We start from the raw sequence: 15,125 nt of genomic DNA on the forward strand, positions 1-15,125 counted from the left end.
TACTGCAGGGGGGACCCTGTGGGAGAGTAGGACGCCGCCGAACAATCATTGTGGGAAAGCCCCGCACCTTCTGGTGCGGGGCTTTTCTGCGTTTAGGGCCCGGCCAGGACGGCGTGCCGCCTGACGGGTGAATCCTGCGGGGTGAATTGGGCCTCATTCCAGCAGGAGCGCAACCCGCCGGACGGTTCGTGCATCTGGGAGGGCGGGGGATGAGTTGTCCGTTCTGTCCTGAGGAGCGTAGGTCCGTGCAGCAGTACCCGGGTGACGAGCGCCCCGACCCGTCCGACCGCACGTCCGCCCGTCCCCGGCGGCGGGTGTGGCTGGCGGGGGCCGTGGCGGTGACGGTGCTCGCGGGTGCCGGTACGGCCGTCGCCCAGCGGCTGGACCTCTTCTCCGACAACGGCGAACCGATGTCCTTCGGCTCCGTGCACTCGGCCGCCGCGGCGGGGACCGGCAAGGGCGCCGGCCACGGCGATACCGGGCGCGTCGTCGGGGACGTGTCCTTCCCGACCGGGCCCGAGGCGCGGTTCGTCCGGGCCACCCGGCTGGCCGACGGGACGGAGATCGGCAAGACCACGCTGGCCGGTGCCAAGTCCGGCTTCACCGGCAACGTCTGGGTGTGGACGCCGAAGGAGTACAGCGAGCCCCGGTACGCCCGGAGCGCCTTCCCGGTCCTGATCGCGCTGCCCGGCGGCCACGGCTACCCCACGAACTACTGGATGGGCACCGGCCTGGGCCTGCAGAAGGCGGTCAGCGACGGGGTCGCGGCCGGCACCAGCCTGCCGTTCATCCTCGTCATGCCGGTGATCAACCCGGACAAGAAGTTCTACTACGACGGCGCCGACATCCCCGGTCACCCCAAGATGGGCACCTGGATGGCCGAGGACGTGCCGGATTTCGTGAAGGCCAATTTCCGCACGTACCGGTCCCGGGACGGCTGGGCCTTCATGGGGTCCTCCTCGGGCGGTTTCGTCGGGCTGAAGACGGTCGTCCAGCACCCCGAGCGCTTCAAGGCGGTGATCGCCTCCGGGCCCGACACGGCCCCCGACTCCCCGCTGTGGAAGGGCCACCGGGCCGCGATGGACGCGAACAACCCGGAGAAGCTGGCGCAGAAGTTGATCGACCGCAAGGGCCCCGACATCTACGTGAACTTCCAGATCGGGACCATGGAGAGCGGCAAGGCGAAGGTCGACCGCTTCGTGCGGAACTGGGGCCGCGGACCGGTCCACACGACCGTGCGGGTCATCCAGGGTGGTGGTCACAATGGCAAGGACTACGTCCGGGGCATGAAGGAGGGCTCGCTGGAGTGGATCAGCAAGGTCCTCAAGGGTCCGGTCGCCGGCCCGCCCGTGACCTCGGCGGGCTGAGGCGGGCGTGCTGACCGCGGGTGCCGGCCGGGTGGCCGGATGACGGGCTGGCTGAAGGCCGTGGGTACGGCCGGGGCGGCGTTGGCCGCCACGGTCGCGCTGAGCATGGTCACGTCCGAGTCCGCGCGGCCCGCCCAGACGATCCGGCCGTTCGGCAACGTCGGTGTGCTGATGGCCGACGGGGAGCACTGGTGCACGGCGAGCGTGGTGCACAGCCCCCGGGGGAACGTGGTCGCGACCGCGGGGCACTGCGTGGCCCCGGCCGGCGAGGACGGGGAACCGGGCGAGGTCGCCGGTGACGGCCTGGCCATCGGCCGGCTGTCCTTCGCGCCCGGTTTCTCCGGCAAGGGCGCGGGCACGCAGCCGTACGGCCTGTGGAAGGTCACCGCGGTGCACGTGGACGAGCGCTGGACGCGGTACGGCGACGACACCGCCGACTTCGCCTTCCTGACGGTGGCCCCGGACCGCTACGGCCGGAGCCTGGAGGAGGTCACCGGCAAGGGGGCCGCGCCCACTCCCGACTGGGCCTCCGCCCCGGATCGGGAGGTCACCGTCGTGGGCTATCCGGAGCCGGAGCACAACCCCGACAACCGGCCGGTCTCCTGCACCACGCAGAGCCGCCGGGACGACGCCGACCCGGAGATGCTCTACATCAGCTGTGCCGGCTTCTGGACCGGGACCAGCGGCAGCCCCTGGGTGGCCGACCGGGGCGGGCCGGGGCGCCCGGGCCGGCTCATCGGCGTGCTCAGTGGCGGTGAGACGGACGTGGACTCGACGGCCGCGCCCTTCGACGCCCGGGCCCGGAAGCTGTACGAGGCGGCGGCGGGGGAGAAGTGAGGGCCCGCCGCGGGCGGGCTACTTCCGTCGCTCGGTACTGACGATCACCATCACGGCCGCGACCACGATCGCGCCGCCGAGCAGGATCGGCCAGGTCAGCGACTCGTCGAGGATGAGCGTGCCGAGCAGGACGGCCACCACGGGATTGACGTACGCGTACGTGGAGACCAGGGACAGCGGGGCGGACTGGAGCAGCCAGGCGTACGCGGTGAAGGCCACGAGCGAGCCGAAGACCACGAGGTAGCCCAGCGCCAGCCAGGAGCCGGTGGAGACCTCGGCGGGGTGGAAGCCGTGCTGCTCACCGCGGGCGAAGCCGACGACCAGGTTGGCGGTGCCGCCGGCGAGCATCTGGTACGCGCTGCCCGCGAAGGCGTTCTTGGGCATGGGGAGCTTCGAGGCGGAGAAGGAGCCGACGGCCCACAGCAGTGCCGCGAGCACCACCAGGCCCACGCCCCACAGTTGTACGTCGCCGCTGAGGCCGGGCAGGGTCAGCACGGCCAGTCCGGCCATCCCGATGCCCACGCCGAAGAGGGTCCGGCCGGGCGGGCGGTCCCCGGTGGCGGTGCGCAGCACCACCATCCACAGCGGGAGCGAGGCGACCAGCAGGGCCGCCAGGCCCGAGGGCACGGCCGTCTCGGCGAGCACCACCAGGCCGTTGCCGCCGAGCAGCAGCAGGACGCCGACCAGGAGCGCGGAGCGCAGCTGGGCTCCGGTGACCTTGAGGGCGGCGGGGCCCTGGCGCCAGGCCACCAGGGCGGCCAGCAGCAGGCCGGCGGTGATGAAGCGGCCGCCCGCGGAGAGGAAGGCCGGCAGGGTCTCGACCACGATCCGGATGCCCAGGTAGGTCGAGCCCCAGACGACGTACACGATCAGGAGCGCGCCCCAGACGGCTCCGGTGATGCGACGGCTCCCGGCGGCGGTGGTGGCCGCTGCCGCCACGCTGCCGACAGGAGCGTCCTTTGTTATGCCCATGTCGGAAAATCCTAGAGGGGGAGGGGCGGGACGTCGAGGATTTTGCCCGGAATCGGGCAGGTCTGACCGCGAAGTCCTTGGAGTGTGCCCGGTCAGTGGGCGAAGAGGCCGTTCAGCTCGCCGTACGGGACGCCGCCGGCCGTGGCCGCGTAGGTGCCGGTGGCCAGGAGCTCGCGGGTGGCCCGCTGGGCGACCGCGTAGGCCGCGGCGGCCACCGAGGAGCCCAGGCTGACCCGGGCCACGCCCACCGCGCCGAACGCGGCGACGCTCGGGTCGCCGGGTCCGACCAGGACGTTCAGCGGGGCGTCGATGCCCCGGGCCAGCTCGGCGACCACCTCGAGGTCGGTGACGCCGGGGACGAAGATCCCGCTGGCCCCGGCGGCCAGGTAGGTCCGGGCCCGGCGCAGGGTCTCGTCCAGCCGGGCGGCGCCGGGCTCGCCCAGGCCGGCGAGGAAGGTGTCGATCCGGGCGTTGACGTACAGCTCGGAGCCGGCCGCGGTGGCCGCCGCCCGGGCGCCGGCCAGCCGCTCCGCGAACGCGGCCGGGTCGCGTGCGCCGTCCTCGATGTTGATGCCGGCCGCGCCGGCCCGGACCACCGCGGCCACCGTCTCGCCGACCTCCTCGGGGGAGGCTCCGAAACCGCCCTCGATGTCGGCGCTGACCGGTACCCCGACCGCGGCCACGACCCGCTCGACCAGCTCGACGGCGCGGGCCCGGCCGAGGGCGTCGCCGTCCGGGGCGCCGATGCTCCAGGCGACCCCGGCGCTGGTGGTGGCGACGGCCGGGGCGCCGGCCGCCTCGACGATCCGGGCGCTGGCGACGTCCCAGGCGTTGGCGAGGGCGAGCGGGGCGGCGGCGGTGTGCAGGGCGGTGAAGGCGCGTGCGGCGGAGATCTCGGTCATGGGCCGAGTCCATCACCTCCGACGGTCCGCCGCTGGCGGTTTTGCGACGTGGAGGCCGGCGGCCGGCGCGCCCGGTGGGGGCCTGGGGTCTCTACATGAGTGCCGGGAGGTCGACGGCCCCGGCCATGGCGCGGTAGCCCAGGTCGTTGGGGTGGAGGTGGTCGCCGGAGTCGAAGGCCGGTTGCAGCCGGGCCGGGTCGGCGGGGTCGCGCAGGGCCCGGTCGAAGTCCACGACCACGTCGAAGACCTCGCCGGCCCGGATCCGGGCGTTCACCGCCCGGCGGACCGAGTCCTGCTCGGCCGACCAGCCCTTGTGGCCGGCGTAGGGGGTCAGGGTGGCGCCCGCCACCAGCAGCCCTCGGGCGCGGGCCCGGGCGGCCAGCTCGAGCAGGCCCTCGGTGATCCGGTCCGGGTCGGCGGGGCGGTCGGACTTGAGGATGTCGTTGATGCCCAGCGCGATGACGACGACCCGGGCGCCGGGGCGGGCCAGCACGTCCCGGTCGAAACGGTCCAGGCCGCGCGGTCCGGTGCCGTCCGCGAGGAGCCGGTTCCCGCTGATACCCGCGTTGACCACGCCGAGCCGGGGGGCCGTACCGGTCGGGTCGGCAGGGGCCGTACCGGCCGGGCCGGCGGGGGTCCGGGAGGCCTCGGCGGCGGCCTGGCGGAGCCGGGTGGAGAGGAAGTCGGGCCACCGGTGGTTGTCGTCCATCGAGGAGAACGCGCCGTCGGTGAGGGAGTCCCCGAAGGCCACGACCGTGCCGGTGACCTTGTTCGTGCGCAGGTCCACGGCGACCAGCTGGCGCCAGGCGCCGGTCTTGTCGGTGAAGGAGTCGCCGGTCGCGTCCTCGGTGCCGTCCCCCTCGCGCGCGTACGAGGTCTGGCGGGCGCCCGGGTGGTAGGTGACCGGGCCGCCGGGCTCGTCGGAGGCGGGGGCGTACGTGCTGATCAGGAGGTCGGCGCCGGCCCGGACCCGCAGGCGCTGCGGGTCGCTGGTGACCTGGCCGCCGGGTGGCACGGTGACGACGGGCGAACCGCGGAAGGTGAGCCGGACCAGCGAGCCGTCCGCCGCGGCCGGGGTGGCCGGGCCCGCCGCCAGGCCCGCCGTCGCGGCCGTGATCCGCAGCGGCGAGCGGCCGTACCGGTTGGAGAGGGTGATCCGGACCTGGTCGCCGGCGATGCCGGTGTGCACCACGTTGCGGAAGGTGCGGCCGGACTGGCCGTACCGGTCGGTGTCCGGCTCGGGGCCGACGGGTGCGGCGGACCAGGCGGCGACCCAGTGCACGGCGATCGGGCCGCCCCGGTCCACCGGGCCCGCGGTCCGCGCGTCGGCCGGCGGCCGGGCGGCCGGGCCCGGGCCGTCCGGGTCGGAGCCGCCGCCCGCGAAGGCGGCGGTGAGGACGCCGGCCGTGGCGAGCGCGGCCAGGGCCCCGAGCGCGCGGAGCCGGGCGGGGCGGCGGGAGCTCCGGGGCGGCCGGGCGGGGCGCGGCGGGTGACCGGGGCGGGGCGGGGTCATGCGGCGGGTTCCTCCTGGGGTGGCGGCCCCGGACGAGGGAGCGCCGGGAACTCGTGGCGCGCCCCGGGAGTAGGTCAGGTAGGCGACAGTGGATCTGCGACCAGATGCTCTGCGTACGAACCGTACGGGACCGGTCCGCGTCGGAACGAGGGGGGCGGGGGAAGGCGGAGGCAGTGGAACGGACGGACGGGGACGGCCCGGTGGAGCCGGTCGGCGGTGCGCGCGGGCGCTTCGCGTACAGCGCGGCCGACGAGGAGAAGCGGCGCGGGGTGCGCCGGATGAAGGCCACGGCCACGGCGCTGCTGCTGCTGGTCGCGGTGGTCTACGCGCTGGCGAAGTGGGCGCAGCACGCCGGCGCCGGCGGCTGGGCGGGCTATGTGGCGGCGGCGGCCGAGGCGGGCATGGTCGGCGCGCTGGCCGACTGGTTCGCGGTGACCGCGCTCTTCCGGCGGCCGTTGGGGCTGCCCATCCCGCACACGGCGATCATCCCCACGAAGAAGGACCAGCTGGGCGTCTCGCTCGGCGAGTTCGTGGGCGAGAACTTCCTCTCCTCGGAGGTCGTACGGGCCCGGCTGCACGCGCTCGGCATCGGCGGCCGGCTCGGTGCGTGGCTGGCCGAGCCGGAGCACGCCGACCGGGTCACCGCCGAGCTGGCCACCGCGCTGCGCGGGGCGCTCACGGTGCTGCGGGACTCGGACGTGCAGGCGGTGGTCGGCGAGGCGATCACCCGGCGGGCGGAGACCGCGGAGATCGCGCCGGGGGTCGGCAAGGCGCTGGACCGGATCGTGGCGGACGGCGGTCACCGGCGGGTGGTGGACCTGGTGTGCGCCAAGGCCCACGACTGGCTGGTGACCCACGGCGAGTCGGTGATGGACGCGGTGCAGGGCGGGGCGCCGGGCTGGACGCCGCGGTTCGTCGACCGGAAGGTGGGCGAGCGGGTCTACAAGGAACTGCTGCGGTTCGTCACCGAGATGCGGGACATGCCGGAGCACCCGGCGCGCGGTGCGGTGGACCGTTTCCTGTCGGACTTCGCGGCCGACCTGCAGTCGGACACCGCCACGCGGGAGCGGGTGGAGCGGCTGAAGTCCGAGATCCTGGGCCGGGGCGAGGTCCAGGACGTCATCGCCTCGGCGTGGTCCGCGGTCCGCTCCATGATCATCTCGGCGGCCGAGGACGAGCAGAGCGAGCTGCGGCTGCGGGTCCGGTCGTCCCTGATCTCCCTCGGCGCCCGGCTGGCCACGGACGGCCGCCTGCAGGCGAAGGTGGAGGGCTGGGTCGAGGGGGCGGTGGTGTACGTGGTCACCAACTACCGCACCGAGATCACCTCGTTGATCACGGACACCGTGGCCGGCTGGGACGCCGAGCACACCTCCCGCAAGATCGAGGCCCACATCGGGCGGGACCTGCAGTTCATCCGCATCAACGGGACGGTGGTCGGGGCGCTGGCGGGACTGCTGATCTACGCGGTGTCCGTGGCGGTGGGGGCGTAGCGGGGGCGGTCCGGCAGGTGGCCGGGACGGTCCGGCGGGTGGCCGGCGCGGCCCGGCGGATGCCGGGCCGCGGGCGGGGTGCCGTCGGGTGCTGTCAGGCCGTCGGGCGGCGGTCCGAGACGGCCCAGGCGGCCGTGGCCACGACCGCGGTCGCGGACAGCACCGCGGGCCAGGCCCCGATCTTCTTCGCGAGCGGGTGCGAGCCGGCGAAGCCGGCCACGTAGAGCCCGCCGAGCGCGGCCGCCGCGGCCCCGCCCGCGTGCCGCTGCCACTCGCGGGCCGCGACGGCGCCCGCCGCTGCCAGGACCGCCCCGCCGAGCGGCCGCTTCTTCGTCCAGCGGGCGACGGCGTAGCCGCCCACCAGCCCGCCTGCGGTCACCGCTGCCGTGGGAATCCGCGCCATGGTCCATCCCTCCGTAGGTCCGGACCTCGCGTCCGGGGCTTCGTCGTGGCGCGCAGGGGCGACCGGTGGTTGGCCGGTGGTCCGCCGGGCTGCGCGTCCGTGGTCGTGTCCGTATCCGTGTGCTGCGTACGTCAGTTCCGGGCCGGTCCGCACGCCGCCCCGGTGGGTGGACCGCCGGGGGCCGCGCCGGCCGGCCCGTACCCGCTCGTACCGTTTCGAGGCTAACGCGCCCGTCGGGCGCCCCGTACGGCGCCCACCGCCGCGAGGACCAGGACCGCGCCGCCGAGCAGCGGGTCCGGTACGGCCTCCCGGACCGGCGACGGCAGCAGCGACAGCGCGCCGAGGACCAGCAGGAAGGCCACCGCGCCGCCGCCCGCGCCGAGGAGGAGCCGGGTGAAGAGGCCGTGGGACATGTCGTGCTCCGAGCTGCCGTGCGCGGGGGCGCCGTGCCTGGTGGGTGGTGCGGGGGCGGGCGGATGCGGTGTGGTGCGGGGCCGGGAGGCCGGCGGGGGCGGTGCCGGGCCGCCGCCGCGCGGCCCGCCACGCTTCCGCCGGCGGCCCGGCCGTCACCGGTCCGGCCACCGCCGCACCGACACCCACTCAACGCCCCACGGCCGACGGCGACACGGCCCGGGGTGGATCGTTCGCAAAGAGACCGCAGCGGCGCGCGCCCGTGCGAAGGGCGGGCCGGTGGTGTCCGGAACCGCCCGGTGCGGACCGGTTGCGGGCCGCCCCGGAAGTCGGTTTTGTTCCACACCCTCCGGATCCGTGCGACCACGCCCCCGGGGAACCGGGCAGGCGTAAATTCGCTCTTCCAGAGGGGCGTTTCATCCCGACCGGCCCAAAGGAGCGCACACGTGATCTGCTACGGACCAGCCGTCCTCGACCTCACCGAGGAGCTGGTCGACGCCTACGCCGAGGTCTTCTCCGCCCCGCCGTGGAACGAGGACGAAGAAACCATTCGCCAGTTCTCGGCCCGGTTGCAGGCCGACACCCGCAGGGCGGGTTTCCGTACCGCCCTGGCCCAGTCCGCGGCCGGTATCGACGGCTTCGCCACCGCCTGGCTGACCAAGGACCCCTTCCCCGCCGACCGCGGCTACGCGCAGGTCGTCGCGCAGCTCGGCCGGGACCGGGTCCGCGAACTGCTGGTCGGGGCGCTGGAGATAGACGAGCTGGCGGTCCGCCCGTACGCGCGGGGGCACGGTACCGGGCGCACCCTGCTCGCCGAGATCACGGCGGACGCCCCCGGCGACCGGGCCTGGCTGCTGACCGCCCGCAAGGCGACCGACACCGTCGCCACGTACCGCCGGCTGGGCTGGCACGAGGTCACCCCGCTGCCCGGCACCGAGAACGGCGTCGTGGTCTTCCTGGCACCGCACCACCCGGCGGCCCTGGAGCCGTGAGGGGGGCGCGGGGCGGGCCGGACGGTGGGCGCAGGAGTGCGCCTGCTGTGCGGCGCGGGGCCGGCTGAGAGGGCGCGGCCGGGCCCTGCGGGCTTGAGGCGGGATCGGTCGGCCCGGGGGCTTGAGGTGTGGCTCCCGGTGGGCACATCCGCACCATGACGACTTCTGGGAACGACCTGCACACCGGTGGCGGGGCTCGCGCCGCCCGTCCGCGCACCGCACCGGGGAGGGCGCGGCCGTGGCCCGCCGGGCCCCGGCCCACCGGGCCCGCGGCCGTCCGGCCGCCGGCCCGCGTACGCGGCGGACCCGGGGGCACCGCACCGGACCGCACCGCCGCCCGGCAGCTCAACCTGCTCACCCAACGGCAGCTGACCCGCGCCGGGGTGTCCGCCGCGGCCGTCGCCCGGCGCAGCCGGCCCGGCGGGCCCTGGCAGCGCCTGCTGCCGCGCGTGTACCTGCTGCAGACCGGGCCGCCCGACGCCCGCCAACACGCCCTGGCGGCCGTCCTGTACGCCGCCCGGCCGGGGCCGGCCGACCCGCTGTCCGGGGCCACCGCGGTCCTCACCGGCGGGGCCGCGCTCGCCCTCTTCGGCATCCGCGGGGCGCCCGCCGAGCCGCTGGACGTCCTGGTCCCGGCGCCGCGCACGGTGGCCCCGGCCGGCGCGGTGCGCCCGCTGACCACGAGCCGCTGGCCGGCCACCATCACCGTCGGCGGGATCCCGGTGACCCGGCCGGTCCGGGCGGCGGCCGACTTCGCCCGGCGCACGGACGACCCCGACCGGGTGCGGGCCGTCCTGGCGGGCGTGGTCCAGTCGGGCTGGTGCCACCCCCAGGACCTCTACGCCGAACTGCGCGCGGGGCGGCTCCTCAAGCGCCCGGGCGCCGCCGCGGCCGCGGCCGAGCTGGTGGCCGGCGTACGGTCCGTCGCCGAGGGCCGGGCCCGCGACACGCTGGCCGGCTCGGGCCTGCCGCAGCCGCTGTGGAACCCGCGCCTGGTCACCCCGGAGGGGACCTTCCTCGCCACCCCGGACGCGTACTGGCCCGAGGAGGGCGTGGCCCTGGAGGTGGACTCGGCCGAGTACCACTACAGCCGCGACTCCTGGCACGCCACGCTGCGCCGCCGCCTCCTGCTGGAGTCCCACGGCGTCCTGGTGGTCAGCGCCACCCCCGCCATGCTCCGCGACACCCCCGGGCTCGTCCTCGCCGCGCTGCGGACCCTCCTCACCCGCGGCCCGACCCCGCCCCGGGTCCGCACCCTGGGCGACCACCAGCTCGCACTGCCCTTCTGACGGTCACCCGCCGGGGTCAGGAGGTGCCGTGGCAGTCGGTGTAGGGGCGGCCGGAGGTGCACCAGCAGGGGGAGGAGGGGGTGGGGGGCCAGGGGGTGGCCTTGCCGCGGGCGGCGAGGGTGGTGGCGTACTCCGCCAGGAGGGAGGGGGAGGCCGGGGAGGTCTTCTCGGAGGCGGCGAAGGCCTCGTAGGAGGGCACGCTGCCGGTCACGATGCCGAGGTTCGGCGTACCGGAGGAGGCCAGGTCCCGCAGGGACGACTCGATCCGGCTCAGGTGGACCTCGTGGGACGGGTACTCGGGCTGCAGCGCCGGGTACGAGGCCAGCAGCTCGGCCAGCTCGGCCGCGGGCCAGTGCAGGACCGCGACCGGGAAGGGCCGGGAGAGCGCGGCCCGCCGGTCGCCCAGCTCCGCCCGGAGCCGGGCGATCTCGGCGCGCAGCTCGGCCGGGTCGTTCGAGCCCAGGGCCCAGATCCTCTTGGGGTCGTGCAGCTCGTCCAGCGGGATCGGCCCGGAGTGCCGGGTATCGGCGACCATGTCCCAGTCGTCGTGCGGCATCCCGAGCAGCCGGCGCACCCGGTGCCGTCCGGTCAGCAGCGCCGCCGAGGCCCGGGACAGCGGCTCGTCCTCGCTGATCAGCAGGGTCGCCGCCTCGGTGAAGGCGGCCTGGGAGTCCTCGAGTTCGTCGTGCGTCTCCAGCGCCTCGGCGATCACCTCCCAGGGCGCGGGGTCCTTGGGGGCCGCCGCGCGGATACCGGCGATCAGGGCCCGGGCCTCGGCCTCGTGCCCGTACTCCCAGAGGTTCGCGGCCTGGAGGGCCTTGATCAGGTGCGGGTTGGCCGGGGTCTCGGCGAGGAGGCGGTCGTAGAGCGTGCTCGCCCGCTCGCGCTGGTCGGCGAGTTCGAGGTGGGCCGCCGCCTGGAGGACGAGCGGTTCCTGGTCCTCGGGGTAGCGGGCGGCCGTACGCAGCAGGCGATCGGCTTCGGCGATGTGCTCGGCAGGCGTGTCGGGGCGCATGGTCCACACCGTACTGCCGCTGGTCAGTTGGCGGGGGAAGTCCTAGGGTGCGGGCCTCGGCGGGGGCGGCCCGCGGGGCTCGCGCGGTGGTGTCCGTGAGCGGTTCTCGAGGCTTTCGTGAGGACGACGGGAGGGGGAGGCCCGTGCCAGAGCGGATTCCGGTCGTGGTGCAGGGGCGGGGGCGGTACCACCGGTGGCTGGGCCGGCTGGGGTGGCGGGCTTGGTGGGTACGGCGGTTGCTGCGGGCGTGGCGGGCTGCGGGGTCGCGCCGGTGGCGCGGGTCTGGATGGTCCCGGGGACGCTGGTCGCGTGGGGCGTGGTGGGCGGGGCGGTCCAGTAGCAGGGTGCGGGGCGTCGCGGGGGCGCGGAGGTACCGGCCGCTCGCGCGCGGACTGTGGGCGGGGGCCGAACTCGTCGTGACGGCTGGGCTGGTGCTGTTGTTGCTGGTGGTGCATCAGGTGTGGTGGACCAACAGGCAGGCGCTCGCCGGCGCCCGCAGTCAGGTACGCGCCCTCGAACGCGAGTGGGAGCACGGCGGGGGCGCCGAGCCGGCCGCCGCGCCGGCCGCCGGTCCGGAGGCCGGCCGGACCGGGCCCGCGGAGCCGGGCGCGACGCCGGCCGCCGAGCCGCCGGCGAACGGGGGCGGGCCGGACGGCGCGGGGGCCCCGCCGCCCGCCCGCCGCCCGGCACCGCCCGCGCCGCGCTGGGACCAGGCGTACGCCGTCCTGCGGATCCCGCGCCTGGGGGTGGTCGCGCCGGTGGCCGAGGGGATCAGCAAGCGGCAGGTGCTCGACAAGGGGTACGTCGGCCACTACGCCGGCACCGCCCAGCCCGGCGCACCGGGGAACTTCGCACTCGCCGGGCACCGCAACACGCACGGCGAGCCCTTCCGCTACATCAACCGGCTGCGGACCGGCGACGAGTTGATCGTCGACCTGCGCGGCCGCCGCTACACCTATGTCGTCGGCAGGCGGCTCGACCAGACCCTGGAGCGGGACACCGGGGTGATCGACCCGGTCCCGCGCAGTCTCGTGCACCCCGAGGCCGGGTACCGCAGCGCCGGGTCCTACATCACGCTGACCACCTGCACGCCCGAGTTCACCTCGCGGTACCGGCTGGTGGTGTGGGGGACGCTGAGGGGCGTCGCGGACCGGTAGCGCGGACCGGTGCCGCGGACCGGGAACTCCGTTGTCGGTGGCTGCGTCTAACGTGGTGAGCGGGTCGAACGTCCGAGCGCCGGAACTGGCGAGCGGGCTTGCGGACGGCCTGCGGATGAGCTGACCGACCGCGTGGCGACCAGCCGCGCGGGGGCCGACCGTACGGAGAGGGGGCGGGCATGGAACAGATGCAGATGACGGGACGCGGCGCGGAACGCGGGCGGTTCCGGGTGCTGGGACGGCTGCTCGGCCTCTTCGGCGCGCTCGGACTCCTGGGTCTGTACGGGCTGTTCGGCCCGGGCGGGACGGCGGTCGTCGAGGGCGGACTCGTCTCCGCCGTGACCCTCGCCGCCACGGTCGCGGTGAGTGCCGCTCTGCTGGCCTGCGCGGTGCTCGCGGCGCGCAGCGCCCGGCCGGTGCCGCCGACCCGAATACGCACGGCCCTGCGGGACCGCGAACAGCGCACGGCCTTCCTGCCGCAGCGCGACCCCGACGCGCGCGGCCGCTCCCGCCCGCGGGCACCCGGCTCCCTCGTCCCGACAGCCACTTAGGGGGCGCGGGCCGGCCGCGGGCGTCTGATACGGCCCTGCGGCGTGATGCCGTCGTGCCGGCGCCCCGTGCCCTCTTTGTGGTTCGTCATGCCGAATCCCCATTCGCAGGACGAGACCCCCGGAGGGCCCCGTGTCCGTTTTCGCCAGCCTTGTCGACTCACTTGCCCGCTTGCTCGATCCCTTCTTCGCCTCCGCCGCGACGGCCGCGGCGATCGTCGTGTTCACGATGGGCGTCCGGGCCGCTCTGCACCCGCTGACCCGGGCCGCCTTCCGGGGGGAGCGGGCCAGGGCGGAGCTGGCCCCGCGGGTCGCGGCGCTGCGCAAGCGGTACGCCGCGCCCAAGGACGCGCAGCGGCTCCGCACCGAGCTCGGGGCGCTGTACGCCGAGGCGAAGGTGTCACCGTTCGCGGGGGTACTGCCGATGCTGGTGCAGTTGCCGGTGTTCTTCGTGATGTACCGGGTGTTCTCCGCGACGGGGGCGACCGGCACCGCGGGCGAGCTGCTGGCGCACCGGCTGGGCGCCGCGCCGCTGGGAGCCCGCTGGACGGACGCGCTCGGTGCGGGCGGGCCGTTCGGGGCCCAGGGGCTGGTGTTCCTCGGGCTGTTCGCGGCGATCGCCGCGGTGGCGGCCTGGACGGCCCGGCGGGGCCGGCGCGCGTACGTCGAAGGCACCCCGGTGGGCGGTCCCGGGGCCGAGGAGCTGCCGGGCGGCCGGGCCGCGCAGCGGATCGCCGGCTGGCTGCCGCTGCTCGCCTTCGGCACGCTGGTCACCGCGGCCGTCGTGCCGTTGGCCGCCGGGCTCTACCTGCTCACCACCACGACCTGGACGGCCGCGGAGCGCGCCTGGCTGACCCGCCGGTGGAACGCGCGGCGGGAGGTCGCGGGGGCGGCGGTGGGTCGGGCCGGGGGTCGGTCGGGCCGGTAGGTCCTCGCGCCGGTGGTCAGTCGGGCCGGGGGCCGGCGTGCCTCGGCGGCCGGTGTGTGTGGCGTTCCAGTCTGTGAACGGGGTCTTGCGGATTGGGTGGACTTCTTGGAGGATCAGCCAATCCTCCGATGGCCGCAACCCATCGGCCGGCCCCGGGCATGCCCGTGGGCCGACCACCCACGACCACGGGAGAATGCCCATGAAGCTGCTGCGTGTCGGCCCGGTGGGCGCGGAGCGCCCCGCGCTGCTCGACCAGGACGGCGTCCTGCGGGACCTGTCCGGACTGGTCGCCGATGTCGACGGAGCACTGCTCTCCGACGAGAGCACCCTGTCCCGGGTACGGGACGCGGCGGCCTCCGGCGAGCTTCCGGTTCTCGACGCCGAGGGTCTGCGGATCGGTGCCCCGGTGGGCCGGATCGGCAAGATCGTGGGCATCGGGCTGAACTACCACGACCACGCCCAGGAGATCGGCGCGGCGCTTCCCGAGGAGCCGATCGTGTTCCTCAAGGCCGCGGACACGGTCGTCGGCCCCGACGACACCGTGCTCGTGCCGCGCGGCAGCGTGAAGACCGACTGGGAGGCCGAGCTCGGCGTCGTCATCGGCAGCACCGCCCGGTACCTGGAGTCCCACGAGGAGGCCCTGGCGCACGTGGCCGGGTACGTCCTGGCCCATGACGTCTCGGAGCGGGAGTTCCAGATCGAGCGCGGCGGCACCTGGGACAAGGGCAAGAACTGCGAGACCTTCACCCCGCTCGGCCCCTGGCTGGTGACCGCCGACGAGATCGGCGACCCGCAGGCGCTGGGGGTACGGCTGTGGGTGAACGGCGAGGCGAAGCAGCACGGCAACACGGCCGACCAGATCTTCCCGGTGGCCGAGGTCGTGCGGTACCTGAGCCGCTTCATGACGCTGTACCCGGGTGATGTGATCGTGACGGGGACGCCGGCGGGGGTGGCGATGGGGCAGGCCGAGCCCAAGCCGTACCTGCGGGCGGGGGACGTGGTCGAGCTCGAGATCGACGGCCTCGGCCGTCAGCGCCAGCAACTGAAATCCGCCTGACCGCCACGGCTGGCGTTGCCCTGACCTAGCCGCAGCCCTGCCCCTGCTGTTGTGCCCAGCGCCGCCCCGCCCTCGCTGCGGTGCGGCGCTTGGCGTTGCCCCCGTACCAGCCTCGCTGGGGGAGTTTGAGGCGCGGGGTCCGGGGCGGAGCCCCGAATGCCCGTCGCGGAGCGGCGGGGCCGGGGGCCTACCCAGCCGCGCGGCGTTTGAGCGCACCGGCGCGGAGCGGCGGTACGGGGGGTCC

General features: G+C 75.5%; 15 protein-coding genes. 9 read left to right on the forward strand and 6 right to left on the reverse strand.

Annotated elements, in window-relative coordinates; all coding sequences use genetic code 11:
* The first annotated feature begins 245 nt into the window (after positions 1 to 245).
* Together AB0O40_RS35140 and AB0O40_RS35145 are read left to right on the forward strand one after the other, a co-directional pair.
* Positions 246 to 1,367 (forward strand): alpha/beta hydrolase-fold protein, encoded by a 1,122-nt coding sequence (locus tag AB0O40_RS35140; RefSeq protein WP_365049841.1) that lies wholly within the window; start codon positions 246 to 248, stop codon positions 1,365 to 1,367.
* A gap of 39 nt (positions 1,368 to 1,406) precedes the next feature.
* Positions 1,407 to 2,204, forward strand: coding sequence for a trypsin-like peptidase domain-containing protein (locus AB0O40_RS35145; protein ID WP_365049843.1), 798 nt, complete (start codon positions 1,407 to 1,409; stop codon positions 2,202 to 2,204).
* An 18-nt stretch (positions 2,205 to 2,222) separates the two neighbouring features.
* On the opposite strand, the gene AB0O40_RS35150 is transcribed toward AB0O40_RS35145, so the two are convergent.
* The 3 genes from AB0O40_RS35150 to AB0O40_RS35160 form a co-directional block, all read right to left on the reverse strand.
* Positions 2,223 to 3,170, reverse strand: a complete 948-nt coding sequence (locus AB0O40_RS35150; protein ID WP_365049862.1) for an EamA family transporter — start codon at positions 3,168 to 3,170, stop codon at positions 2,223 to 2,225.
* 98 nt (positions 3,171 to 3,268) lie between these two features.
* A complete protein-coding gene (locus tag AB0O40_RS35155) occupies positions 3,269 to 4,078 on the reverse strand; it encodes an isocitrate lyase/phosphoenolpyruvate mutase family protein (RefSeq protein ID WP_365049844.1) in 810 nt (269 codons plus the stop codon).
* 91 nt (positions 4,079 to 4,169) lie between these two features.
* A complete protein-coding gene (locus AB0O40_RS35160; RefSeq protein WP_365049846.1) occupies positions 4,170 to 5,591 on the reverse strand; it encodes an SGNH/GDSL hydrolase family protein in 1,422 nt (473 codons plus the stop codon).
* 200 nt (positions 5,592 to 5,791) lie between these two features.
* On the opposite strand from AB0O40_RS35160, the gene AB0O40_RS35165 reads away from it, so the two are divergent.
* On the forward strand, positions 5,792 to 7,081 hold the full coding sequence (locus tag AB0O40_RS35165; protein WP_365049864.1) for a DUF445 domain-containing protein: 1,290 nt from the start codon (positions 5,792 to 5,794) through the stop codon (positions 7,079 to 7,081).
* A gap of 94 nt (positions 7,082 to 7,175) precedes the next feature.
* Here the strand turns inward: AB0O40_RS35165 and AB0O40_RS35170 are convergent, their stop codons facing one another.
* Both AB0O40_RS35170 and AB0O40_RS35175 read right to left on the reverse strand, forming a co-directional pair.
* Positions 7,176 to 7,484 carry a hypothetical protein gene (locus AB0O40_RS35170; RefSeq protein ID WP_365049848.1) on the reverse strand — a complete coding sequence of 103 codons (309 nt, stop codon included), beginning with the start codon at positions 7,482 to 7,484 and terminating at the stop codon, positions 7,176 to 7,178.
* Between the two features lie 221 nt (positions 7,485 to 7,705).
* Positions 7,706 to 7,897, reverse strand: a complete 192-nt coding sequence (locus AB0O40_RS35175) for a hypothetical protein (RefSeq protein ID WP_365049849.1) — start codon at positions 7,895 to 7,897, stop codon at positions 7,706 to 7,708.
* A gap of 444 nt (positions 7,898 to 8,341) precedes the next feature.
* Between AB0O40_RS35175 and AB0O40_RS35180 the strand changes: the two genes are divergently transcribed.
* Complete coding sequence (locus tag AB0O40_RS35180) at positions 8,342 to 8,887, forward strand: GNAT family N-acetyltransferase (RefSeq protein ID WP_365049850.1); 546 nt, start codon at positions 8,342 to 8,344, stop codon at positions 8,885 to 8,887.
* A 155-nt stretch (positions 8,888 to 9,042) separates the two neighbouring features.
* Positions 9,043 to 10,176: a hypothetical protein gene (locus AB0O40_RS35185; protein WP_365049852.1), complete on the forward strand. Its 1,134-nt coding sequence runs from the start codon at positions 9,043 to 9,045 to the stop codon at positions 10,174 to 10,176.
* A 16-nt stretch (positions 10,177 to 10,192) separates the two neighbouring features.
* Here the strand turns inward: AB0O40_RS35185 and AB0O40_RS35190 are convergent, their stop codons facing one another.
* On the reverse strand, positions 10,193 to 11,191 hold the full coding sequence (locus AB0O40_RS35190; protein ID WP_365049854.1) for a hypothetical protein: 999 nt from the start codon (positions 11,189 to 11,191) through the stop codon (positions 10,193 to 10,195).
* A 416-nt stretch (positions 11,192 to 11,607) separates the two neighbouring features.
* Here AB0O40_RS35190 and AB0O40_RS35195 point away from each other — a divergent pair, with 416 nt between their 5' ends.
* The 4 genes from AB0O40_RS35195 (at position 11,608) to AB0O40_RS35210 (ending at position 14,881) form a co-directional block, all read left to right on the forward strand.
* Entirely contained in the window at positions 11,608 to 12,348 is a 741-nt protein-coding gene (locus AB0O40_RS35195) for a class E sortase (protein ID WP_365049856.1), read from the forward strand.
* A 179-nt stretch (positions 12,349 to 12,527) separates the two neighbouring features.
* Complete coding sequence (locus AB0O40_RS35200) at positions 12,528 to 12,899, forward strand: DUF6412 domain-containing protein (RefSeq protein ID WP_365049857.1); 372 nt, start codon at positions 12,528 to 12,530, stop codon at positions 12,897 to 12,899.
* Between the two features lie 130 nt (positions 12,900 to 13,029).
* Positions 13,030 to 13,824 carry a membrane protein insertase YidC gene (gene yidC / locus AB0O40_RS35205; protein WP_365049859.1) on the forward strand — a complete coding sequence of 265 codons (795 nt, stop codon included), beginning with the start codon at positions 13,030 to 13,032 and terminating at the stop codon, positions 13,822 to 13,824.
* Between the two features lie 199 nt (positions 13,825 to 14,023).
* Complete coding sequence (locus AB0O40_RS35210) at positions 14,024 to 14,881, forward strand: fumarylacetoacetate hydrolase family protein (RefSeq protein ID WP_365049860.1); 858 nt, start codon at positions 14,024 to 14,026, stop codon at positions 14,879 to 14,881.
* The last annotated feature ends 244 nt before the right edge of the window (positions 14,882 to 15,125 follow it).

Source organism: Streptomyces sp. NPDC089919, from assembly GCF_040684615.1.
Taxonomy (GTDB): domain Bacteria; phylum Actinomycetota; class Actinomycetes; order Streptomycetales; family Streptomycetaceae; genus Streptomyces.